The 24645-nt window shown below is 41.7% G+C and carries 22 protein-coding genes and 4 pseudogenes; 21 read left to right on the plus strand and 5 right to left on the minus strand.

The annotated features are described in order from the left end of the window. The first annotated feature begins 3 nt into the window (after positions 1–3). The gene (locus tag HBH39_RS07025) at positions 4–855 is read left to right on the plus strand and encodes a M23 family metallopeptidase (protein ID WP_167676855.1); all 852 of its coding nucleotides are present in this window, start codon (positions 4–6) and stop codon (positions 853–855) included. Positions 856–1322: 467 nt separating this feature from the next. On the opposite strand, the gene HBH39_RS07030 is transcribed toward HBH39_RS07025, so the two are convergent. After that, positions 1323–1883 carry a VOC family protein gene (locus HBH39_RS07030; protein ID WP_167676857.1) on the minus strand — a complete coding sequence of 187 codons (561 nt, stop codon included), beginning with the start codon at positions 1881–1883 and terminating at the stop codon, positions 1323–1325. A 39-nt stretch (positions 1884–1922) separates the two neighbouring features. Then, positions 1923–2378: a L,D-transpeptidase family protein gene (locus HBH39_RS07035; RefSeq protein ID WP_244325784.1), complete on the minus strand. Its 456-nt coding sequence runs from the start codon at positions 2376–2378 to the stop codon at positions 1923–1925. A gap of 222 nt (positions 2379–2600) precedes the next feature. On the opposite strand from HBH39_RS07035, the gene HBH39_RS07040 reads away from it, so the two are divergent. Both HBH39_RS07040 and HBH39_RS07045 read left to right on the plus strand, forming a co-directional pair. Continuing rightward, positions 2601–3449, plus strand: coding sequence for an ion transporter (locus HBH39_RS07040; RefSeq protein WP_167676861.1), 849 nt, complete (start codon positions 2601–2603; stop codon positions 3447–3449). 23 nt (positions 3450–3472) lie between these two features. Beyond that, positions 3473–4987, plus strand: a complete 1515-nt coding sequence (locus HBH39_RS07045) for an MATE family efflux transporter (protein ID WP_167676863.1) — start codon at positions 3473–3475, stop codon at positions 4985–4987. A 66-nt stretch (positions 4988–5053) separates the two neighbouring features. On the opposite strand, the gene pepE is transcribed toward HBH39_RS07045, so the two are convergent. Next, complete coding sequence (pepE, locus tag HBH39_RS07050) at positions 5054–5761, minus strand: dipeptidase PepE (protein ID WP_167676866.1); 708 nt, start codon at positions 5759–5761, stop codon at positions 5054–5056. A gap of 346 nt (positions 5762–6107) precedes the next feature. Between pepE and htpX the strand changes: the two genes are divergently transcribed. The 9 genes and pseudogenes from htpX (at position 6108) to HBH39_RS07095 (ending at position 16764) form a co-directional block, all read left to right on the plus strand. Then, positions 6108–6971 carry a protease HtpX gene (gene htpX, locus HBH39_RS07055; protein WP_167676867.1) on the plus strand — a complete coding sequence of 288 codons (864 nt, stop codon included), beginning with the start codon at positions 6108–6110 and terminating at the stop codon, positions 6969–6971. Positions 6972–7267: 296 nt separating this feature from the next. Further along, positions 7268–8329, plus strand: coding sequence for a molybdopterin-dependent oxidoreductase (locus tag HBH39_RS07060; protein ID WP_167676869.1), 1062 nt, complete (start codon positions 7268–7270; stop codon positions 8327–8329). A gap of 20 nt (positions 8330–8349) precedes the next feature. Continuing rightward, positions 8350–10080: a nitrate reductase gene (locus tag HBH39_RS20045; protein WP_167676871.1), complete on the plus strand. Its 1731-nt coding sequence runs from the start codon at positions 8350–8352 to the stop codon at positions 10078–10080. Further along, the gene (cobA, locus tag HBH39_RS07070; RefSeq protein WP_167676873.1) at positions 10080–10952 is read left to right on the plus strand and encodes a uroporphyrinogen-III C-methyltransferase; all 873 of its coding nucleotides are present in this window, start codon (positions 10080–10082) and stop codon (positions 10950–10952) included. Before HBH39_RS20045 ends, cobA begins: the two co-directional genes overlap by 1 nt. Beyond that, complete coding sequence (locus HBH39_RS07075; protein WP_167676875.1) at positions 10945–12159, plus strand: glycosyl transferase; 1215 nt, start codon at positions 10945–10947, stop codon at positions 12157–12159. Before cobA ends, HBH39_RS07075 begins: the two co-directional genes overlap by 8 nt. Further along, positions 12147–12809: an ANTAR domain-containing response regulator gene (locus HBH39_RS07080; RefSeq protein ID WP_167676877.1), complete on the plus strand. Its 663-nt coding sequence runs from the start codon at positions 12147–12149 to the stop codon at positions 12807–12809. The genes HBH39_RS07075 and HBH39_RS07080 overlap by 13 nt, the downstream gene beginning before the upstream one ends. Before the next feature lie 238 nt (positions 12810–13047). After that, a pseudogene (gene nirB / locus HBH39_RS07085) lies at positions 13048–15653 on the plus strand (nitrite reductase large subunit NirB). Continuing rightward, positions 15650–15976: a nitrite reductase small subunit NirD gene (gene nirD / locus HBH39_RS07090; protein ID WP_167676880.1), complete on the plus strand. Its 327-nt coding sequence runs from the start codon at positions 15650–15652 to the stop codon at positions 15974–15976. Before nirB ends, nirD begins: the two are co-directional and overlap by 4 nt. A 155-nt stretch (positions 15977–16131) precedes the next feature. Continuing rightward, a complete protein-coding gene (locus tag HBH39_RS07095) occupies positions 16132–16764 on the plus strand; it encodes a LuxR C-terminal-related transcriptional regulator (RefSeq protein WP_167676882.1) in 633 nt (210 codons plus the stop codon). A gap of 21 nt (positions 16765–16785) precedes the next feature. On the opposite strand, the pseudogene HBH39_RS20100 reads toward HBH39_RS07095, so the two are convergent. Continuing rightward, a pseudogene (locus HBH39_RS20100) lies at positions 16786–16980 on the minus strand (transposase); the annotation flags it as partial. 3 nt (positions 16981–16983) lie between these two features. Between HBH39_RS20100 and HBH39_RS07105 the strand changes: the two are divergent. The 9 genes and pseudogenes from HBH39_RS07105 to HBH39_RS07140 all read left to right on the plus strand — a co-directional run bounded on the left by HBH39_RS07105 (position 16984) and on the right by HBH39_RS07140 (position 22698). Then, on the plus strand, positions 16984–17277 hold the full coding sequence (locus HBH39_RS07105; protein WP_167676884.1) for a protein kinase domain-containing protein: 294 nt from the start codon (positions 16984–16986) through the stop codon (positions 17275–17277). 3 nt (positions 17278–17280) lie between these two features. After that, the gene (locus tag HBH39_RS07110; protein ID WP_167676886.1) at positions 17281–17487 is read left to right on the plus strand and encodes a hypothetical protein; all 207 of its coding nucleotides are present in this window, start codon (positions 17281–17283) and stop codon (positions 17485–17487) included. A gap of 352 nt (positions 17488–17839) precedes the next feature. Further along, positions 17840–18400, plus strand: coding sequence for a curlin (locus HBH39_RS07115; RefSeq protein WP_167676888.1), 561 nt, complete (start codon positions 17840–17842; stop codon positions 18398–18400). Positions 18401–18420: 20 nt separating this feature from the next. Further along, positions 18421–19398 (plus strand): annotated as a pseudogene (locus tag HBH39_RS20105) (beta strand repeat-containing protein); the annotation flags it as partial. A gap of 390 nt (positions 19399–19788) precedes the next feature. Beyond that, entirely contained in the window at positions 19789–20079 is a 291-nt protein-coding gene (locus tag HBH39_RS20110) for a hypothetical protein (protein ID WP_432280151.1), read from the plus strand. 133 nt (positions 20080–20212) lie between these two features. Further along, positions 20213–20845, plus strand: a complete 633-nt coding sequence (locus HBH39_RS07125; RefSeq protein WP_167676893.1) for a LuxR C-terminal-related transcriptional regulator — start codon at positions 20213–20215, stop codon at positions 20843–20845. Then, on the plus strand, positions 20842–21420 hold the full coding sequence (locus HBH39_RS07130) for a curli production assembly/transport protein CsgE (protein ID WP_244325757.1): 579 nt from the start codon (positions 20842–20844) through the stop codon (positions 21418–21420). Before HBH39_RS07125 ends, HBH39_RS07130 begins: the two co-directional genes overlap by 4 nt. 12 nt (positions 21421–21432) lie before the next feature. Continuing rightward, positions 21433–21897, plus strand: coding sequence for a curli assembly protein CsgF (locus HBH39_RS07135; protein ID WP_167676895.1), 465 nt, complete (start codon positions 21433–21435; stop codon positions 21895–21897). A 94-nt stretch (positions 21898–21991) separates the two neighbouring features. Continuing rightward, positions 21992–22698 (plus strand): annotated as a pseudogene (locus HBH39_RS07140) (CsgG/HfaB family protein). A 182-nt stretch (positions 22699–22880) separates the two neighbouring features. On the opposite strand, the gene HBH39_RS07145 reads toward HBH39_RS07140, so the two are convergent. After that, complete coding sequence (locus HBH39_RS07145; RefSeq protein ID WP_167676897.1) at positions 22881–24641, minus strand: M61 family metallopeptidase; 1761 nt, start codon at positions 24639–24641, stop codon at positions 22881–22883. Positions 24642–24645 lie beyond the last annotated feature (4 nt).

Here is a 24645-nt window from a genome sequence, read left to right on the forward strand (position 1 = left end):
TTCATGAGATTTTTATCACTTCTTAATAGTGCTGTATTATTCACTACACTCGGCATTGTCCATAACGTTAATGCACAGGTTGAGTTCAAAGGCAAATTTGAACAAGGTGCTTTAGTGCGTGGCAATGTGCCAGTTGGAAGTGAAGTCAAGCTCAATGGTAAGCCGTTAAAGGTTACTCCAAAAGGTCATTTTGCGATGGGGTTTGAGCGCGAGGCGGCAGCTGAGCAAATGTTAGAAGTGATTTATCCTTCGGGACTAACAGAACTTAAACCATTAAAAATAGCCAGCCGAGAGTACAAGATTGATCGCGTGAGCGGTATTAGCCAAAAGATTATGAAACCCGATCCTGTTGCTCAAGCGCGTGCGGCACAAGATGCTAAACAAACCCGAGCCGCCCGCGATACCTTTATTGATAATGATGCTTTTATGCAAGACTTTATCTGGCCGGCAACAGGGCGTATTTCTGGTGTTTATGGAAGTCAGCGGGTCTACAATGATGTGCCAGGTAATCCACATTATGGGGTTGATGTTGCCCGCCCAACGGGCACCGTTGTTGTATCTCCTGCTGATGGTGTTATTACCTTGGCAGTACCTGATATGTTTTATTCAGGTGGCACGTTAATCATTGACCATGGCTACGGTGTGAGCTCGACTTTTTTACACTTGAGCAAAATCTACGCTAAGAATGGCGATGTGGTCACTCAAGGACAAAAGTTAGCTGAGATTGGCGCAACTGGTCGAGTCACAGGGCCGCATTTGGATTGGCGTTTAAATTGGTTTCAAATGCGCTTAGATCCCGTTTCAATTGTACCGCCAATGTCGAGCGTTTTAGCCGCTGAGAAAACGGCTAATTAGCGGTTTCACTTCAAATGATTTAATACCATTTAAACCAAGGGCAATCATCATGATTGCCCTTTTTGTTAATGGGTGCTTTGGATGACAAGATGTTTAGCTTATACCTATCACGATAAGTAAGTGATCAAAAATAGCGTAGGAAAAATGCTAGAGAACAAGGCAGATTTTTTCGATAAGTAACCTGAGCTGCGGATAACAACTTGCTTTCTAGAGGCTATTTTTACTGATAACTGCGTTAAATTTGTTCTAAGCAAAAATATCTCTCTAGAAATCTTTGCTAAAGTAAATCTCAATAAATTAGTGTGTTAGCTAATCTCTTATCCGCAGCTCAGGTTAAGTAGTTATTCTACAATCAAAAAATCTAACGCTGTTATCGAGTGTTTTAACAAGCTAGGGTGATCAGTTATTTATTACGATTGGTATTAACCAAGCCTAGCTAGCATGCTCAGTATTCTTCGGTTGTGCTATCAAGCTTGCTCGCTCTCAATTATTTTTTGAATACCGTGGGGGTGTACTTTAACGCATATCCCATTGGCTTTAAAAGCAATGGTCGGATTCGCTAAACGTTCGTTGTCACCTTTGGGTGAGCTTTGTTTGACCTTAATGTCGGTGTTACCGGCAATCACTGGGGCAAGTTGTGGCAGCTTAGCTACTAACTCATCGGCTAATTCATCACAGGTTTGCGCATTTGAGGGCAAGACCAATTCTACATGTTCCCAACCTTCAACAGGGTAGGTTTTATCTGATGGGAAAGGCAATTCGACACATTGAATAGGTGTACCTGCCAACATTAATGGTTCTGCTAATTTGATGATTAAAATAGGGCGACCATTAATCATGTTATTGGAAATAATCTCACCATGTTGGCTAAATTCATCTACCAATAATTGTGCTTTTTGCTGATGGTTAACTCGTAATGCACAATGGTCGCAATCAAGTGCCAATTTATCTAAACCGAGTTGTTGAATAAAATGTTGCACACGCAGGCTAAACTCCGGCCATGTGTCATTGAGGTATTGATAATTCATCTGCTTCCTAAAAATCTGCTTATACAACAAGCTAAGAGGTTATGGCCAAATTTCAATGGGCGTGCCTTCGTCAATCATGCGCCATAATTCGTCCATTTCTTTATTGGTCACCGCAATACAACCATTGGTCCAATTATATCGCTGTGCCTCTTCGGGCGACATTTTTGAGCGAGGGTTTTGACCGTGGATCATGATCATTCCTCCAGGACTAATGCCTAAGGCTTTTGCCCTGAGTTTATCTTCATCATTAGGGTATGAGATATGAATTGATTTATAAAAGGCACTATCCGATTTTTTGTAATCGAGTATGTATCGCCCTTGAGGCGTGCGTTGATCGCCTTCTGTTAATTTATGCCCTATTGGCGCATCTCCCATCGCAATTGCATAGGTTTTGATCACCTGACCATCACGAAGTACAGACATGCTGGATTCTGATTTATTCACTATCACTAAATCAATTTTAGAATGAGTTTGATTTGATGATGCGCTTGCCATAAAAGGAAAAGATAAACCAATGATTAAAAACAAATAACCAAAACGCATGTGATCTCCGTATAATGAGCTTTATTATAATTTTGTTAACTCAGTTGAATTATTCACTCAGAAAAGAGTGGTCGATTTCGACTAAAGTGTGCCTGTGATGCTTAGATTCTAACGTTATCAGTTTACAAATGGTATGGTTAAAACGTTACTTTGTGAAAAATGAGTTTATAGGATATGAACCAACAAATATCAGAAGAGTCAGCTTTAAAACAACAATTAAGAAGAATTATTTTTGGTACTGACACCCCCTTAGGTAAAGCGTTTGATATTGGTTTGATGATATCGATTGTACTGAGCATTTTACTTATTTGCCTAGATACCATTGATAGTTTACATACTGATTATGGGCAGTATTTTTTGATAGGCGAGTGGTTTTTCACTCTGTTATTCACCATTGAATATCTATTGCGCTTATATTGCTCACAAAATCGCTTACAGTATGCTCGTAGTTTTTTTGGGGTAGTTGATTTATTGTCAATTTTACCTAGTTATCTTGCGTTAATATTTCCGGGAGCCAATTTTGCGTTAGCACTTAGAGTACTGAGGTTATTTAGGGTTTTTCGGGTGCTTAAATTATTACGCTTTTTAGCTGACGGTAACTTGCTACTTAGAGCTATGATGCAATCAAGTCGCAAAGTGTTTGTGTTTTTCTTTTCAGTTAGCCTAATCATTCTGGTATTAAGTGTGATTATGTATGTAGTAGAAGGGCCAAATAACGGCTTTAGTTCCATCCCCAAGTCTATTTATTGGACCATAGTGACAATTACCACGGTAGGTTATGGCGACATCACGCCACAAACCCCATTAGGGCAGGGGATTGCGGCAATTACTATGTTGATTGGATATTCGATTATCGCCATTCCTACCGGCATATTAACGGCTGAAATCTCCCATGAGATTGTAAGGGTTCGTGATCTACGTAAATGCAGCAATTGTGGTAAAAAAGGCCATGATAATGATGCGCAATTTTGTAACCACTGCGGTAGCGAGCTAGAAAGCTTATCCTCATTGGTTGAATCGTAAAAATCTGTTTTATAAGGATATAAATGACCACAGCGAAGTTTGTTGAAGGCCCAATACTACGCCATATTTTAGTGATGAGCTCTACCGCTGCTATCGGCATTTCGGCGCTATTTGTCGTTGATTTACTGGATATCTTCTTTTTAAGTTTACTGGGAGAACAAGAGCTTGCCGCTGCAGTGGGGTATGCCGGTACTATTTCATTTTTTACAACTTCCATTGGCATTGGTTTATCTATTGCGTTAGGTGCATTAGTTTCTCGGGCTGTGGGGGCGAAAAATAGTCATCAAGCTAAGCGCTTATTTATGAATTGTGCTGTGGTGACATTAATTACCGGTATTTTGGTGGCGATAACCGTGCTGATTTTTGTGCCAGAACTATTAGCCTTGGTGGGGGCAACGGGTTATACAGCACAATTAGCCCAAAGCTATTTGTATATTTTAGTTCCATCGCTGCCAATTATTTGCTTGGCCATGGCATTAGGCGGTGCATTAAGGGCGGTTGGCGATGCGAAGTTGTCTATGATGTCAACTTTAGCCGGGGGCGGCGTGAATGCAGTGCTTGATCCCATTTTTATCTTCTTATTTGCCATGGGTATTGAAGGTGCTGCGGTTGCTTCAGTATTGTCACGCTGTGCAGTGTTATTGATTGCGGGTCATGGGGTGATTGTGAAACATCAATTGCTGGGCAAGTTTAACTTTGATGAGTTTAGACAAGATTTACCGGTCATTTTTGCTATTGCCGGACCGGCTATGTTGACCAATGTGGCAACGCCGATTGGTAATGCTGTAGTGACTCGAGCAATCGCTGACTTTGGCGACAGTTATGTTGCCGGCTGGGCGGTGTTGGGGCGCTTAATTCCTGTCAGCTTTGGGATGATTTTTGCTTTATCTGGCGCGGTTGGCCCCATTGTTGGGCAAAACTTTGGGGCGAATGAATTTGGTCGAGTGAAGCAAAGCTTAACCAAAGCGATTCAATTTTGTGTGGTTTATGTGCTTGTGGTGTCGTCAGTGCTGTTTTTATTGCGGCATCAAATTATCAGTGGCTTTGACATGAAAGGGGATGCCGCAGCGGTGATTTTGTTCTTCTGCCAATATATTGCAGTATTTTTTATCTTTTCCGGTATTTTGTTTGTTGCCAATGCATCTTTTAATAACTTAGGTAAACCTAAGTATTCGACGTTTTTTAATGTTGGTAAGGCAACGCTGGGTACGATTCCCTTTGTGTATTTTGGCGCCCAATGGGGGCAAGTCTACGGGGTGTTAATTGGTCAGGTTATTGGATCAATTATATTTGGCGTCGCCGGCGTGATAATGGCATATCGTTTGGTCAATAAATTAGCTCATACAGCAGAAGCTGAGCTCGCTGCGCAAGTATTTAAAGAGTCAGAGTTAGCGATGGGCGGTGTGGCATCGTCATCACCGTTATCATCTGCTTGTGCACAAATGGCGCAGTTGGATGAAGAGCCTTTGTGTGAGCAACTAGGGGAGCGAAATACCCAGCACAGAGGCGAGTCAAACGGAGTGAAAAGCAAGCCTTGAAAATAGTAAGCTAAAAAGTGGTGTTATTTTTAACGTCACTTTTTATGATGAAGCAGATGGTTAAGCTTATAAAAAATGTGATAAATCACTACCAGCAGGTATCGGAATGGCTTGCTGCTGACAATGAAATAAATAGCCTTCTTTATCGCCGACTAAGCTAAGTTTATGGCCTTCTAAACGCAGTGCAGAGCCTTCCTGAATGCCGATAACAGGTGTCAGTGGATTAACTTGAGTAAATTCAAACAGACGCTGTGCGCGTGTTTCCCCATTTTGGCCAGGGGCTTGGTAATTGGTGTAATGGGGGTTAATTTGAAATGGCACTAATCCTATTGCGACAAACGATGGCGGCTCAATGATGGGCATATCATTGGTGGTTCTAATGGATTGGCCTGCGATATTTGCGCCGGCACTCCACCCCACATAAGGCTTACCTTCTCTCACTTGTTCTTTGATTAAGTTTAATAAATCATAACGATAGAGCTCATTTAATAATTGGAAGGTATTACCACCCCCCACAATAATACCATCGGCATCTTTTATGGCTTGTTTAGGATCGCCAAACTCATGAATACTATTGATGGTTATCGGTAGTTCAGCTAGCCCTTGGCGTACCTTAGCTAAATAGTCATCAAAACTCATTCCTACGCCTGCATAGGGGATAAAAATCCACTGTTGTTTAGGTTGACATAGTGGCTTAATAAAAGGGATGGCGTGGTGCAAATAAGGAGTATCAGCCTCACGTGAAGCACTTAAAAGTAGAACATTAGCAGACATAAAATTTCCTTTTTTCAATCGCAAATGAGCAAGCTTAATGGTGGCTGAAATTTGCCATGTACTTATCTTAACAAAGTTAGCTCAGAAGCATAACCCTGATTTATATACATGTTCTGCCAAGATTTGTTCAATTTTTGACATCTGTTTCGCCGACAAATGAACTAGTAGCTTGATTTGGGGGTAAATTAATATTCGGTTAAGTTTACATACCTAGACTTCGCGTAAATGAGCCATTTTGTCAGTTAAATAATTATTAATCTCTCAAAACCTTGAAAATGATTCATTCAGACATATTATGTCTGTAGACTAAATTGATATCGGCAATTATGCCAACACAGGAGCTAAAATGAAGCGTATATTTTTGTTAATTGCGACCAACATGGCAATTTTGCTAGTGGCCTCAATTGTAATGTCTATTCTAGGGGTGAACACCTCAACCATGGGTGGATTATTAGTATTTGCTGCCATTTTTGGTTTTGGTGGTGCATTTATTAGTTTAGCTATTTCAAAGTGGATGGCTAAGAAAACCATGGGTTGTGAAGTGATCACTAATCCACGTGACAACACAGAGCGTTGGTTGGTAGAAACCGTTGCGCGTCAAGCGAAGCAAGCTGGTATTAAAATGCCTGAAGTGGCTATTTATCAGTCACCAGAAATGAACGCGTTTGCAACAGGCCCAAGTAAAGACAATTCGTTGGTTGCTGTAAGTTCTGGTTTGCTTTATGGCATGACTCAAGACGAGATTGAAGGCGTATTGGCCCATGAAGTAAGCCACGTTGCTAATGGCGATATGGTAACCCTAACCTTAATCCAAGGTGTGGTGAATACCTTTGTTATTTTTGCGGCACGTGTTGTTGCTGGCATTATTAACAATGTGGTTGCTAGCAATGACGAAGAGGGCGAAGGTCTTGGTATGTTCGCATACATGGCCGTAGTGTTTGTGCTTGATATGTTATTTGGTATTTTGGCATCAATGATTGTGGCTTACTTCTCTCGCATTCGTGAGTTTAAAGCTGACGAAGGTGCAGCGCGCTTAGCGGGTAAGCACAAGATGATTGCTGCGTTAGAACGCTTAAAGACAGGCCCAGAAACCGGTGCTATGCCAGCTCAAATGTCAGCATTAGGTATTAATGGTAAGCGTTCAATGGCGGAATTTTTAATGAGCCATCCACCATTAGAAAAACGCATTGCTGCTCTACGCAACAGCTAATAAGGCATTTGCTTTTTAAACCTTAAATGGAGTCTTGATGACTCCATTTTTTTTGTTGAGTTTAGGTGTTACCTATCGAGTTAACCAAGTTTATATACCTCTAAATAGGTATATAAACTTGTTGTTTTTCAATAAGATGCGCAAAACTGGTGCGGTTTGTTGCACTTATGTTGCGCAGAGTGGGTAGTAAATTTGAGGGGGTTTGGAGAAAATCTATAAGTTTCAGTGATATATATTTTTGGCACGGTAGTTGCGATTGTGAAGGTAATTATTGAGTCAATGATATAGGTGTTGGAATGACAGTTTTTCAATCAAGTTGTGCATATTGTGGGGTCGGCTGTGGGTTAACCATTACCTCACACTCAACCCCATTGTCGTCAGAATCACCACAACTTGATGGAACGCCTGCTGCTTTTACGCTGAAAGGGGATCAATCACATCCGGCTAATTTGGGTAAGTTATGTGCTAAAGGTGAGCGTTTATTAGAAAGCTTAGTTCAACCTAATACGTTACGTTATCCCAGATTGGCTTCAGGGAAAGTCGTTCAGTGGGACGAGGCAACTCAACTTATTGCGCAAAAATTTGCTGAAACTCGCCAACAATTTGGTCCTGATTCGGTTGCGTTATATTTATCGGGTCAACTATTAACTGAAGACTATTACGTTGCCAATAAGTTTGCCAAAGGCTATTTAAAAACCGCGAATGTTGACACTAACTCTCGTCTTTGTATGTCGTCAGCAGTTAGCGCAATGCAACGAGCCTTTGGTGAAGATGTAGTACCGGGTTGCTATGAGGATTTAGAGCAAGCTGAAGTTATTGTATTAATTGGCGCGAACACAGCTTGGACCCATCCTGTGTTATTTCAGCGCATTTTAGCGGCTAAAAAGTTAACCAATGCGCAATTGGTGGTGATCGATCCGATTAAAACCGCAACAGCTAAACAAGCCGATCTGCATTTAGCAATTCATCCCGGAGCCGATTTAAGTCTATTTACAGGGTTATTGGGCTATTTAGCCGACAACAACAAGTTAAACCATTCTTACATAGCAGCTCATACAGAAGGCTTCGACGAGGTTATTCAACCGGCTCAACATTTGAGTAGCAATTTAGCCGCTTTGGCAAAACATGCTGGGTTAAATCTTGAGTTGTTACTGCAATTTTATGATTTATTTGCCAGCTCAACCAAAGTGGTAACGGCTTCATGCCAAGGGGTCAATCAATCCATAATCGGCACAGATTGTACTAACGCTATTATTAACTGCCACCTAGCATTAGGCCAAATTGGTCAGGTAGGCAGCGGCTTCTTTTCGTTAACGGGTCAACCTAACGCCATGGGGGCAGAGAAGTTGGTGGTCTAGCGACTCAGTTAGCTTGTCATATGGGCTTTAGTGAGCCAGAAAAGCAGTTACTGGCTGACTTTTGGCATTGCGATGATGTTGCAGCGCAAAAAGGCTTAGCGGCCATAGATATGTTTGATGCTGTTGCCGATGGTCGAATTAAAGCGATATGGATTATGGGGACTAACCCGGTCGTCTCGCTTCCTAATAGTGACAAAGTGGCCAAAGCTCTCGCTGATTGTCCATTTGTGGTGGTGTCTGAAGTGATCCCTGATACTGACACTGCCAAACTTGCCGATGTGTTACTACCCGCACAAGGGTGGTCAGAGAAATGCGGTACTGTGACCAATAGTGAACGGACTATTACTCGTCAACGTGGTTTTGCTAAACCTAAGGGACAAGCTAAACCTGATTGGTGGGCGGTTTCTCAAGTGGCAACAAAAATGGGCTTTGAAGGCTTTTCATTTGCAGATAGTGCTGCAGTGTTTAAAGAGCATGCACAACTGTCATCCAAAGTAACTCAAACTTTCCCTTATAAGCGTTTTGACCTGTCTGGTTTAACTCAATTATCGCCTCAAGCCTATGATGATTTACCGCCAACTCAATGGCCGGTGAAGGATGCCTCGCAAATAGGTCAAGCTAACACTCGTGTATTTACGGATGGTCAATTTGCTACCCATTCAGGCAAAGCACAGTTTATTAAGACTAAATTAGTGGATCTTGAGTTAGCAACCACTGAGAGAATGGCCACCGCTTCAGTGTTGTTATTGAATAGCGGTCGCAGTCGTGACCAATGGCACACAATGACTCGAACTGGTCATATTGCAAGTTTACGGGCGAGCATTCCCGAACCACAGATTAGCGTCAATCCAACACAACTCGGGATATTGGGTCTAAAGCCTTTCCAGTTAGTTAAAATCAAGTCTGCTAGCGAGCGCTTATCAGCTTTTACTGCTGCAAGAGTTATTGCTGATGGTGATATTCCGGTTAATCAAGCTTTTATGTCAATGCACTGGTCGCAGCAGTTTTCATTAACGCGAGGGGTTAATCAAGCCATTAGCGCAGCTTTTGATCCTGTATCCCAACAAGCGGCCTTTAAGTGCCAACCTGTTGCTTTGTCGCCACTGCATTTGTCCTTGCAAGGTGTGGTTTTTGGTTTGCACGATAGCGAAGCTGGGGGATTATGTTGGCAAGTACCTCAAAAACTGACTAATGGTGTTTGTCATCATATTGGATTTGAACACGATCACGATGGTTTTGCTCATCAGCCTTCGCCTCATGTCTTGACGTGGACCATGACATTAACCACTCAAATTTGTGCAGATCAGATATTACACATTCAATGTCATCAAGAAAAAGGCGTATTAGCCTCGTTAAAAATCTTGTCGGATAAACCTGTGCTAGTGGCACTGGAGCCGATGCAATCTTTTGTTGGTCAAGTATTAGACCGCAAATTAATACAACAAATTCATGCTCAGATTCGTGCGGGTAATAGTCCACTGGTATGCGCATGCACGGGTGTGAGTGAAGCAGACATTAGCAATGAAATAAGTCGGCAATTTGATCATCAACTGATGCAAAGTGGCATTGACCAGCTCGACTTTAATGCTGCATTAGATAAAACCCAATCAAGCTTAGGTTGTGGCCGCCAATGTGGTAGCTGTAACAGTGAGGTTAAGCAATGTGCAACAAGGGGGTGGCAAGATGCCTTGTCGTTTGTTGTTGAGCATGATGCACAACAAACCACTTCAGCCAAAGAGGGCGCAGCATAATGAATAATGTCAAAACACTGATTGATTCAAAGCGAACTTGTGCAACAAATAAAAGTGAGCTTCAAGCTGGGGAAGTGGCGATTGTGGGCGCTGGGTGTGGTCAGTTAGATTTAATGACCATTAAAGCTGCTCGGGTGGTGTCTCAAGCTGATGCCTTAGTTTATGACAGTTTAGTCAGTAGCGATATTTTGACTCTGATAGATGCTAATTGTCAGCGTCACTTTGTGGGTAAACGTTGTGGCCAGCCCAGCACCAAGCAAGAAGATATTAATGCGCTGTTATATGAGTTAGCCCTGCAAGGTTTGAAAGTGGTGCGGTTAAAAGGTGGCGACCCACATATTTTTGGCCGTGGTAGCGAAGAAGCTTTGTACTTGGCGCAGCAAGGTATTAAGTCATCATTTTATGCGGGAGTCACCGCGGCATTAGGCAGTGCTTCTAGTACCGGTATTCCATTAACATTTCGTGGGTTAGCCAGAAGCGTGACGTTAATTACTGGCACAAAAATGACTGATGCAGACAGTGCTTATGCCCCAGCTCAATGGCAAGCTCTGTTAGCGGCGCAATCGACATTAGTGTTTTATATGGGCAAAGAACAAGCAAGCCGTATTTCAATAGGATTGATGTCAGTGCTCTGTTCGCCTGAGTTGCCGGTTGCTTTTGTCACTAACGGTGGTCGTGCCAACCAAATTGTGACTTATTCAACGGTGGCAGAGATGAGCCAAGCGGCGTTAACCATTAACGATTCTGGCCCAACGCTGATCATCATTGGTGAAGTGGTGTCTATTGGCCAGCAGTTAGCACAACTATTAGCCGATATTGATTATTCATCAGCTCATTATGATCACATGGTTTGTGAGGTTGAGTATGCCTAAGATTGGTGAGATTCCATTAACATCCGTGGACGAATTTGATTTTCGGCTATTGATAAAAGCCCTAGGCAAAGGTGAAAAAGGGTCACGCAGCTTAACTTTCGCTGAAGCTAGTTTGCTGATACAAGGGTTTGCTAAAGGCAAGGTTTCACGTCCTCAAATGGCTGCTGCCATGATGCTCATGCGAGTGCGAGGTGAAACCATTAACGAAGTTGCTGGCGTGGTGGCGGGGTTACGCCAAATTTGCCATCGGGCTTGGTCTGAACTCGTGGTCGATATTGATTGGCCAGTTTATGCGGGCAAGCGAGAACAATTACCATGGCTTTTGTTGGTGGCTAAATTATTGGCTAATAAAGGCATTAAAGTGATGCTGCATGGTGATAGCCAAGCCTTACCGCATCGTCGACATGTTGAGTCTTGTATTCAGGCCTTGGGCATTAAAGCTTGTGTCACTGCTGTGCAAGCAAAAGCAGCATTAGCGGCGGATAATATTGTTTATGTAGGTGCAGGCAATTTTACAGCGGTATTAGATGAATGCCGTTTACTCCACCAAGAATTAGGCCTTAGAAGTATTATTCAAACCGCATCTCGTTGTATGAATCCGGCTAATGCACCAATCAGTTTGCGCAGTTACTTTCATCCGGGATTAGATGATTTACATCAGCAAGTTTGCCAAATTTTAATTGCTGAGCATGAATACACAAATGGCAGTATTGCTATTTTTAAAGGGCTGCAAGGTGAAACTGAAATTAACCCAAGGGTCACAACCCAAGTGCGCATTGTGAATAGCATGGCCGGTGAGGTTCTGGTGTCTGAAATCAGTATTCCAACTTTGCTAGAGGGGTTTTGTGGTGCAAAAACAGGTCAAGCGGAGCTGTCTGCTGATGTACTTGCACTGTTGTGGCGCGAAGTGTCACCGTTTGGTTCAAAAGCACTCGCTGAGCGCATGTCTGCTGCGATGATTGAGCAGGCCATAAGTAGTATTGAAGCCACTTTGGTGATGTTAATTCCCCTTATTTGCCAAAATAGAGCTGATTTATCACCAAATACAACGCCATCATTTTTCTGTCAGTTAAAGGTATTAAATGCCGATGTTGATTGTAATGAACAGCTTATAAAGTTAAGCAAAATGGTTTGGCGAAATCGTTTTGAATCATTAATGTCGAACCCTAAAACCGTCCGCAAGGAGCAAAGCTTATGCGCGCTTTAGTATTCTGTGAAGCTGATATTTCTTCAAAAAGTTGTCAACAATCCCAGCAATTAGATCAGCATCTTTCGGTATTGGCCACGTTGGGACAGGTTACGGTTTCAAGTTCAGTGAGCCAGGTTGAAAAGTTGATCCCACAACAAGATTTTGATGTGTTAATCCTGATTACCGCAAAACTCACCGGGGTTTTACACGGCTTCGTTCTTCGATTGTTAAATAATAAGCCTCTCACCATCATAGTGAATGCTCAACAATGGCATCAAGATCAGTTAAATGGGTTACTTGATTGTGGACGGATAACATTTGTCCCTGGTGATCTTGCAGCAGACCGTTTAGTGAGTTTAGTGAATTTGGCACAAACACGATTTATCGCAGCATCAAAAACTTGGTCAAAATTACAAAAGTTAGATGAGGAGATGAGATCTGCCAAGTTGATTAATCAGGCAAAGTTAATTGTGATGCAACAAGGTTTTGATGAAACCAAAGCGCATAAGATTATTCTGCAACAGGCCATGCAAAAAGGGTTATCAGTGGTGCAAATGGCGACACAAATCATTGCAATAATGAACCCTGGTGGCTCAAAGGTTGAACTTGGTGCGCCTCATTATGGTGCGCACATCACTAAGGTGGACATGACTCAGATTAACCTATAAAAGCATATGAAATAATGATGATTAAAAACAATGGTTTACATGTTGATGTTATTCTGGCACGCACGATGCTAGCTAAGTAAATATCGATACATCAAATTTCATCTGTACGGTAACTAACCCAACAGATTAAAGACATATTTAATATTACATTTTGGTTCTATACAGGCAAAGGCGCCAACTCCCATCAGGGGGTGGCGCCTTTTTGCTTTCATAGTTAAACAGGTAAAAGGAGCCGTATATGGCAGTCACAAAATCCAAATTAATGGTCGTCGGTAATGGTATGGTCGGTCATCACTTTATTGAGCAATTGTGTAGTCTAGGGCTTAATCAACAATTTGATGTACATGTATTTGGTGAAGAGCCGCGTCCAGCTTATGACAGGGTGCAACTATCAAAATATTTTGAAACCAATAGTGCAGACTCATTGATGTTAACCAGTGCACAAGATTATGCTGATTGGGGTATTACACTGCATTTAAATACTCAAATTACAGCCATAGACACGAAAGATAAAACCCTGACCAGTGCTCAAGGTGACGCGTATCAATATGATTACCTCGTATTGTCTACGGGTTCATTTCCGTTTGTTCCCCCTATTCAAGGTAATAACCGCGCACAATGTTTGGTTTATCGCACCATTGAAGATTTACAAGACATTCAAGCCTCCGCGGCGAATAGTAAAGTGGGGGTCGTTGTAGGGGGGGGCTACTTGGACTTGAAGCCGCAAATGCCATGCAACAATTGGGGGTAAAAACCCACGTTGTTGAATTTGCACCGCAATTGATGCCTGTGCAGTTAAATGATAAAGCAGGTGAATTATTGTGCAGTAAAATTGAGCATTTGGGGGTGAGTGTTCACACTGCTAAAGCAACCACAGCAATTATTGATGGTGAAACCGCTTTACATCGAATGACATTCAGTGATGAGTCTTATCTTGAAACCGACATGATAGTGTTTTCAGCGGGGATCCGCCCACAAGACGCCTTAGCAAGAGTGTCGAATATTAATATTGGTGAACGCGGTGGTATAGTGATTGACGATTACTGCTTAACTTCTGCAGCCGATGTGTATGCCATTGGAGAATGTGCTCTGTGGGAGCAAAAGATTTTTGGTTTAGTCGCGCCGGGTTATCACATGGCCCGTGTCGCGGCGTCGCACATTGCATCTAAAGTTTCAGCAGCATTGCCAATAGCATTTAAAGGTGCGGATATGAGCACCAAATTAAAATTATTAGGGGTTGATGTTGCGGCTATTGGTGCGAGTCGTGGCTTTGATAACGCTCAGTTTGTGGAATTGTCTGATAACCAAAGTGGTATTTACAAAAAACTATGGCTAGATGAAAGCGGTAAGTTTTTAAAAGGTGCTGTATTAGTGGGTGATAACAGCGATTATAATCGTTTGTTAGATCTGTATTTATCACAAGATGAAATTGAAGGCTCTGCAGTTGAATTATTACTTACTGGAGCTGAATCAGAAGCCGATCTCAAAGACACCTCTATTGTGTGTTCATGTCATCAAGTCACTAAAGCTGACATTGTTGATGCGGTGAAAGCGGGCAATCATAAAATGGCTGAAATTAAGTCATGTACCCGGGCTGCTTCAGGTTGTGGCGGGTGTGCCCCATTAGTGCAAAAAATTATTGACCAAACATTACAAGCTGAAGGCTTAGATTTTAACACTGGGATTTGCGCACACTTTGATCATAATCGTCAAAGCCTGTACCACATCTGCCAAGTGGAAGATATTCATGATTTTGAAACCTTAATTAGCCAGCATGGTAAGCCTTCTGCAGATGGTCATCATTATGGTTGCGACATCTGTAAGCCTGCCGCCGCGTCTATTTTTGCCAGTCTTAAAAACCACTATGTATTAGATCAAGATAAAGGCCATGTACAACTGCAAGATACTAACGATGCTTACTTAGGTAATTTGCAAAAAGACGGAAGTTACTCTGTGGTTCCGCGCGTTGCTGGTGGTGAAATTACGCCTAAAAAGCTGATCGCAATCGGAGAAATTGCCCAAGAATACGATCTTTATACCAAAATTACTGGTGGGCAGCGTATTGATATGTTTGGTGCCAAGTTATCACAATTGCCTGATATCTGGCGCAAGTTGATTGATGCAGGTTTTGAAACTGGCCATGCTTACGGTAAATCCTTACGCACAGTGAAATCCTGTGTTGGTAGTACTTGGTGTCGATACGGTGTGCAAGATTCTGTTGGCTTAGCCATTGATTTAGAAAACCGATACAAAGGCTTACGTGCGCCACATAAAATTAAGTTTGCGGTATCGGGGTGTACGCGTGAATGCGCAGAAGCGCAAAGCAAAGATATTGGCGTTATTGCTAGCGATAAAGGCTGGAATTTATATGTTGCCGGTAATGGTGGTATGCGTCCACGCCATGGAGATTTATTTGCGACAGATTTGTCTACAGAAGATTTGTATAAATACATTGATCGAATTTTGATGTTTTACATCAAAACGGCTGACAGATTACAACGAACTTCGACTTGGATGGAGTCGCTAGAAGGTGGGCTTCCTTACTTACAATCGGTTGTGATTGACGATGCATTAGCCATCAATGCTGAGTTGGAAAAACAAATGGATCACATTGTTGGCAGTTATCAATGTGAATGGAAAACCAGTCTTGAACGGCCATCATTCTTAGCGCGATTTAACGAGTTTGTAAATCCTGATGCTGCGCCTACGGCAGAGTTTAACGCTTATGAGCGTATTCGAGAACAACGTTTTCCGGCATTAAGCAAAAACGCAGGAGCTGGCACCATTGCCATCAAAGATGTCACAGATGAAACAGACACCGCAACAGAGGAGGTCGTAGCATGAGTTGGATAAATGTATGTAATGAAGAAAGTTTGCCTCAAGGCACTGGAATTGCTGCGTGGGTAGCGGGTAAAGCGGTGGCGATTTTTAATTTAGGAAAACACGGTTTATATGCAATTGATAATATTGATCCCGCCACAGGAGTGAGTTTATTGGCGCGAGGTTTGATTTGCGAAATAGAAGGCCAACTTTGTGTCGCATCGCCTTTGTATAAGCAACATTACAGCTTAACAACCGGTGTTTGTTTAGAAGACCCGCAATTGGTGGCTAGCCCATTTGCGATTAAAACTGAGCAGGGGCAAGTGTTTGTGTTAGCAAAAGCTTAACTGACTTAACCCATTTAGTGAAATAAGGTCAATAAAAGGGTGCATAAGCACCCTTTTGGCTAATTGTTAAACAGTTAATAGCTTGCTAATCTTTAGCAAGAGTTGATACGGGTCGGTATCAATCATTGTTGGTTATCTTACATGGAGTGTTAAAAATGTTTAAAGTTGCTAATTGGATGATCGTATCTCGCTCACAATTATTAATTGATTTATTAGACTGTCGTTGGCCGCAAGAATTTTTGGTTAAGTTGGCTAAGGCTCAGCCTGGCAACATGGCTAAATTGTTAGATCAACAAACCAATTCGTTAGTGTTATTTGATTTATCTACTATTGATTTACAACAAGCCTATCAATTACAGCGAGTGATTGAACGTGAACATAGCGAAATACGGACTGTTTTCTTAAATTTCCCCAAACAAGTGGACGCTAAGTTTTTAATTCATCCGTCAACTTCTGTTGGGGTATTTTATACCGATACCACGCTGGCAGATATCAGCCATGGCTTAAATGAAATCCTTAAAGGCCGGAGTGCTATCCCACAAGATCTGCATCAATCTATGCTTAATATTGATAATGAAGATGACACTGACCAATTAACCATACGTGAGCGTGAAGTACTTCAAGCCTTATTATCTGGAAGTACTAACTTAGATATTGCCAATATGTTATTTGTGAGTGAGTCAACGATTAAAACCCATTTGTATCGTGCCTTTCGCAAAATAGGTGTGTCGAGTCGGGGGCAAGCTATTGCATGGGCACAAACTCATATGCACGAAGTACGAGTTTAGGTTACTTGCAGTACATCTTTGGTTAAAGAGGCGATAAACCTTGCACCAGTCCCCAAACTCTGTTGGTAGATCACGCCATGGAATACCAGTTCGCAAGCGGTAAAGAATTCCTTTAAAGGTCATTCTATGTTCAGATATTTTTTAAATGCGGCCAGTGTTCTTAATCACTTGAAGTAGCTTTTGCCTCCGCTTATCAATTAGCATTGGTCTCGGTATGGTATGGAGTTACAGTTTATTTTTGTCGAAACAAATTATAACTCTTTACCATGCTGCTCAAAAGTCATCACGAAAGATCAACATGCCTTAGGCACTGCCGATTACAGCGCACCTGAAGTCATACTGGGTTATCAACTCGACGGTCGAGCTGATTCATTCTCAATTGCAGTGATTGCTTTTGAAATGCTAGCGGGAGAATTACCCTTTAAAGGTCAACTTATTAAGTGCCATACACGACAAGATTTTTTGAAATTAGAATATGTTTGCGTACATAAACTTAACCCTATGGTCCCCTAATGGATGGATAAATTACTCAAGCAAGCGATGAGCATTGAACCAACATTTAGACATGCTGATACCTGTGAGTTTATTTACCAACTGAGTACGCGAAAACAGGAGGGGGCGACAAAAGTCAGTGTGACACTGATTGATCGAAATCCACTTAAATTTTGGCGTGTCACGTCAATTATTTTATTTATATCTTTGGTTATTTCTCTGGTTAATTAATTCAATTTAGTATTTGTAAGCTTTTCTTACTGGCCTGAAAACTTCTGTCTCTGAATTAGGACGTTAGGTTCTAAACATCCCACATCATCTGTGCCTTCAGATCTTTAATCTGCTTGTTTCTCACATAGTTATATATATTTTACATATCTTAACGTTATGATTTTTTACATAATTACGTCTACTTACTAGTAATAAAGTGGGGGGTATAAAACACATTTAGTCTGAAGGTCTATGGCGCTTTCATACTGTGGGAGGACTCATTGTGGTTCATGCAGCGTCATAATATTGACACTACCGATAGCACAAGGCTCAGAAATAAATTGTCTGAGAGTGCTAAAGAATAACGGATTAAATGAATACCCTAGGGGCAGGAAGCATGACCTTGATTAAGCGTCAAACAACAGATGGCATAAGAATAAACGCAGGTTTGTTAGCGTTGATAATGTGCTTTTTTTCCCTCCCTGGTCTGAGCCAAGACATTAGTGATATTGATGAGTTAGCTGTAAGAGGAAATCGTGCCAATGTTTTACAGCTTGGTGATGACCTTAACGTTAACCTCAATCAACAGGGGGCAGATAATCATTTTATTTCAACTCAATCAGGATTTGGTAATCAACTTTCTACCACCCAGCAAGGTACAAATAATCATACCATTGCGAATCAGTCAGGAAGCGATATCGAAGCCAATATTTTGCAATCCGGTTTTAACAACGTGGCGTTAGTTAATCAAGTGGGTGTCAGCCTGATGGCTGATTTAACACAAATTGGTATTGATAACGTTGCGATTGTGAATCAAACCGGTAGTGAGAATGTGATTTGGATCCAGCAGTATGGCTCCGGAAATGCTGTAGGTGTAACTCAATGGGGGACATCACAACATGTTGTTGTGACCCAAGGTAATTTATCTAACTAAGAGTATAGGGAAAGACAAAGATGAAACATTCTAAATTAGCGATATTAGTTTCGACAGCTCTATTTGCATCAGCGGGTGCTTATGCAAGTGATGGTAATGAAGCTACCGTGAGCCAAAGTGGTGACGGTAACGTGACAACGGTAACTCAACAAGTCAATAGTGCTGATAACGTTGCAACGGTTGATCAAATGGGTACTACCAACACCGCAACTGTAACACAAGCAAATACGGATTTTAGTACGGCAGATATCAGCCAAGATGGTACCTTAAACATAGGCTCTATTACTCAACGAGTTAACACTGATACCGCACTGGCCACCATTGATTCAACGGGTAATTCAAACCAAGCTGATATTGTGCAAGAAGTGAATAATGGCGCTAATGCGCAAGCCACCATCATGCAAGTCGGCGATAACAACATTGCAGATATCGACCAAATTAATGGTGATGGTGCAACATCAACCATTAATCAAAATTCTAGTGGTGATAATGCGACTATTTATAATCATTGGTCAGATTTTGCTGATGCCACTATTAATCAAAATGGTGGCATTGGAAACAACGCTCTTATCGACCAAGAAGCTTCTGATGGCGCTGATGCCACCATCACCCAAACAGGCGATAACAACACAGGTAATATTTTTCAAGAGACGGAAGTATACGCATACAATGCCACATCTGACACAACGGTTGCGGTATTAACTCAAGAAGGCTCTGGTAACACTGGTAATGTAGACCAAACAGGTAAAGACAATAATACTGATGTTTATCAGATGGGTAATGGCAATGATGCAACGGTTGAGCAGTCTGGCGCTAGCAATATGGCAGATGTAGATCAGTTAGGTAATGGTGATACTGCCGATGTAAAACAATTTGGTGAAAACGGCCAAGCCTATGTGATGCAAATGGGTAACACCAATAACACAGCCACCGTAAGCCAATATAATTTTAATAACACCGCTTATGTTGACCAAACGGGTTCTGAGCATGGAGCTACTGTAACTCAATATGACAATGATAACGTGGCAAATGTCGATCAGGAAGGCTCAAACAACAGTACAGCAGTCATGCAAAGTGGCTCAAGTGCAGGCATGGGGAACTTAGCAACCGTAATGCAAGTGGGTAGTGATGATGTTTCATCGGTGACACAATTAGGTGAGCTTAACCAAGCGTTTATTGATCAAGGTTCAAACAGCTTTGGTAACAATATCAATGTGATGCAAGAGGGTAGCGGTAACTATGTGGGCGCTGCCAGTGATTTAGGTGACACTAACAGCATTACCGTTAATCAAACTGGTACTGGTAACATGGTTACAGGTAATGCAAACGCCAATAACTGGTACGGTAATGATATTGGTGCGGGTACTTATGGTGCTGACAACGTTGTAATGATTGATCAACTAGGTACTGGTAACCTTGCTTATGCTGACTCAGCTGATAACTCATCAGTGGTCGATATTGACCAAGATGGTGTTGGCAACGAAGCTGTTGCTGAATCTTGGTTGGGTACTGATAACGAAATTTATGTATCGCAAACGGGTTCAGATAACTTTGCTGATGTGTATGTCAGTGGTGTAGGTCTAAATACCGTAAGTGTGATGCAAACGGATATGAACAACAATGCTGTCGTTAACACATTGGGTTCAAATAATAGCGTGATGATTACCCAAGGTATGTAGTACAAAAGTCTAGTAAAGGGTGCGTAAGCACCCTTTTGGCTAATTGTTATTCCGTAAAAGCATTGTTAAGCTTGCAAACTATTGCTACTGGTTTTTATTCAATTCTTTTCAAACAGAACACATGGAGTGTCAGATGTTTAAAATCGTAAATTGGATGATTGTTTCACGATCGCAGTTACTGATAGATTTACTTAATTTCCGCTGGCCACAAGAGTTTTTGGTGAAGCTTGCTAAAGCTCAACCAGGTAACATGGTGAAAATGTTGGCTGTGCAAGATAATTCGTTAGTTATAATTGATTTATCAACGATAGATCTTCAGCAAGCCTATCAACTTCAGCGCATCATTGAACGTGAGCATAATGGTATTCACAGCGTTTTTATCAACTTTCCTAGGCAAATGGATGCTAAGTTTTTAGTTCATCCCGCCACGACTTCTGGCGTGTTTTATTCCGATGCGACACTTGCTGAAGTGAGCAATGGATTCAATGAAATCCTCAAAGGTCGCAGTATTATTCCACAAGATTTACATCAATCTATGCTGAATCTAGACAACGAGGACGACAGTGAGCAACTCACTATACGTGAACGTGAAGTGCTACAAGCTTTATTGTCAGGCAGTACTAATTTAGATATTGCCAATCAATTGTTTGTGAGTGAGTCAACAATCAAAACCCACTTATACCGCGCATTTAGAAAAATAGGGGTGTCAAGTCGTGGCCAAGCAATTGCGTGGGCACAAACTCACATTCATGAGGTTAGAGTGTGACCAACAAGATCATGATTTTCGCGCTAGCATGCTTATCAATGTTAGTGATGAATAACGGGTATGCACATGAAAAAAACGTCAGTGAGGTCAATGTCGCTGAGTTTACCCAAGCTGAAATTGCTTCAAATCCCGATGATGTTATTCCTGAATCAAAGGCATCGATTGCTCAAGAAAATTCGCTTAAGCAGTCTGTTGATAAAGTGGTTGATGTTAGTGATGCTAAGCCTCAGCGTGAAACCGATTTAGTTGATGGGCTTATATTGAATCGAGCTATGACTCGCTTTGGACACAGATTTTATCGAGAATTTGTCAGTGCTTATCGTGATATCAATGGTATGAGTGAACATAGCGGCTTAACCATTGTCGAGCAGGCAACCGCAAGAAGCGGCAGTAAAATTTTAGTTCTACATAATAGAAAACCTATTTTTGTTACGTTTGTGTCTCCAGCCTCACGCAACTTAGACGAACAAGCCGATATGGCAGCAAAAAGAGTGAATGTTTCTCTGCTGCAATATCAACAACAAGCACAATGGAATGCATTTTCAGATCCTGATCTTGCATCCGATGAGTTTTAGCAGGGAAAGCAAATGAAAAAGTTAATACTATTTTTGGCTATTTCAGCCTTAAGTTTACCCATTAGTGCCACAGAGTTAGTTTATACCCCCGTTAATCCGTCATTTGGTGGCAGTTATCTTAATGGCGGCTACCTTTTAGCGAATGCGTCAGCTCAAAATAAGCATCAAGGTGGATCCAGTTATACCCCTCCAACCGCATTGGAGCGTTTAGCTGGCTCGTTACAATCTAGACTGATGAGTCAGTTATTTAATGATGCGGCCAATGGCGGCGAAGGATATTTAAAAACCGATGATTTTGAAATTAATGTGGTAAATGAAGACGGCACACTTCTAGTTCATATCACTGACTTGTTGACGGGTGAGACAACAATCATTGAAGTCGGTGGCATTGTTGGCAATACCACTGTAGGGGCTAATGATGAAACGGATATTTGTCGGTTTGTTAATGCTTTCACTTACTGCGTGCTCATCAATTGAAAGTGAGTTTGATAATATTCAAGCGTCCACCAGTTTGATGCCAAAAGGTGAGACTTACTATGATCTAGTGAGTTTACCACCGCCACAGGGGAGCATGATTGCTGCCGTTTATGATTTTAGAGATCAAACTGGCCAATATAAGCCTATTCCATCGAGCAACTTTTCAACCGCAGTTCCGCAAAGTGGGACGGCTTTTTTAGCTCAGGCATTAAATGACTCAAGCTGGTTTATTCCGGTTGAGCGAGAAGGATTACAAAACCTACTTACTGAGCGCAAAATTGTCAGAGCGGGATTAAATGGTGATGCGGGTAAGCTTCCCCAATTAAATAGTGCACAGATCCTAATGGAAGGTGGGATTGTGGCCTATGATACTAATATTAAAACGGGGGGGCTGGTGCCAGATATTTGGGCATTGGGGCTTCAGGCCAATATCGAGTAGACAGCATTACGGTGAATTTACGTGCGGTGGACATTCGTTCAGGACGCTTACTTAGCAGCGTAACAACCACTAAATCAGTGGTGTCGATAGAAATTACCGCAGGGGTATTTAAATTTCTTGATGCTCAAGAGTTACTTGAAGCTGAAGCGGGTTATACCTCAAATGAACCTGTGAGTTTATGTATTGCCGCCGCAATAGAAAGTGCCGTCGTGCATTTAATTGCTGATGGAATTTGGAAAGGCTCTTGGAATTTGCTGGATCAATCTTCTGGTGTTAAAAACCTAACACTGCAAAAGTATTGGTTAGAGGCGCATAGTGAACAACAGGTCAGTGCACGTATAAAGCAAAGTCAGCAAAAATGATTCATTTTTAGGTTTGATTAACAGGCATCCAGATTGGATGCCTGCTTGCTTTGTCTCAATCTTACAACAAAAACAGCTACTACTGAGTGAGTAAACCTGAGCAATTAACGCTCAGCACTCATTCTTTATGACTCAATGTAGGCAGCTCCTATTCTAAAGCTAGCTAGATTTCTACCTACTAATCAACCTAACCATAATTTTGCTAAGTGTTTATCTTTTAAACTCAAGGTCACAGTGTCTTTTATGGCTGCTTGAATGATTAACTCACCTTGCATTAACTCATCTCGTCTAAACCAATGCAATGGGATTGACTCGCCCAGATTATAATCTTGTAATAAGGTTTCAAATTTTGCATTAACCTGTAAGTTATCCGCAGCAATCAGTAAATCACCCGCACTTAAGCCTGCTTGATGGGCGGGACTATCTTGTGACACCGCAAGAATTTTCAAACCGAAAGCTTCTGCTTTATATCGCGCACCAAAACCTATTTTATAGCCTGTTAAGGTATCGCCGCCGGTATCGTTAATCCCTTCACTGGCTCGTAGTGAGAATTCAACCCCCATTTTCGCGAGTAAATTTTCTAAGGGTAAGTCTACGGTATTATGTAGGTAGCTAAATATGTCATCACAATTTCGGTTCAGTAATGTTTCAACAATACGTTGATGACTGCCATTGTCTGTCCCTTTATTGGTTAAGCCATATTGTTGCCACAATATGCGCATTACATCATCAAGGCTATGTTTTCCTTCGGTTTCTATCCGCAAGGTTAAATCAAGCATTAATGCAAATAATGCTCCTTTGGTGTAATAACTGACAATGGCATTCGCAGCATTTTCATCTTGTTTATAAAACTTGGTCCATGCATTAAAGCTTGATGATGCAAGGCTTTGCTTAAAGCGGCCTTTACCACGATAAACTCGCGTCATGATCTCGCTCAGCAAACTGAGATAACTTGCTTGATCGATACATCCAGAACGATAGGTAATAAAGTCATCATAATAAGAGGTGATGCCTTCATAAGCCCAAAGTTGTTCGGTGTAGCTTTCTTGGGATAAGTCAAAAGGGCTGAATTGGGCGGGCTTAATGCGTTTGACGTTCCAGCTGTGGAAGTATTCATGGCTGCAAAGTGATAAATAGGTCCGGTAACCCTTGTCGACTTTCCCCTCTAAACTTTTGGGTAAGTCATTGCGTGAACACATTAACGCAGTAGATGCCTTATGTTCTAACCCACCAAAACCGTTATCTAATACGGTAGTCATAAACACATAACGTTTAAAAGGGGCTGGGGTTGCAAAAAATTGGATTTGATATTCGCAAATGGCCTGAAGATCTTGTTTTAATCTTGCCATGTTGGCTCTATGTTTACCGCTTAACACGATATCATGCGGCACGCCATTGGCCATAAAAGTATCAATGGTGAGTTCGCCCATTTCGACAGGATGGTCGATTAAATCATCATAATTTTCAGCACTAAACTCTCCAAACCCAAATTGCTCACCTTGGGTACGCGACATGCTGGTGGCTAATGTCCAGTGTGCAAGCTCAGATAATGCTGGTTTATCAATGGTGACAGTTTGAGCGTGATTTTCTAACCCCTTAGCCGCTAAAAATACAGAACTTCCATTAAAGAATCCATGGTTAGTGTCAAGGTGGGCTGTTCGGACGGATAAATCCCAAGCATATACCTGGTAACTCACCGTAATAATGGCGGATTTATTATTTGTTTGCCAAGTTTGCTTATCCAATTGTTCAAAGGGTATTTGCTGTTGATGTTCATCAAAAAATTGAATGTCGATAAGGTTTTTAGCAAAGTCTCTAATCATGTAACTGCCAGGTAACCAAGCAGGCAAAGTAAATATTTGCTTGGGTTGTGCATAATCTAGAGTGGCAGTAACGGCAAATAAATGTGCTTTAGGATCGATAGCATGAATATGGTGATACATAAGA

Source organism: Shewanella aestuarii (assembly GCF_011765625.1).
GTDB classification, from domain to species: Bacteria; Pseudomonadota; Gammaproteobacteria; order Enterobacterales; family Shewanellaceae; genus Shewanella; species Shewanella aestuarii_A.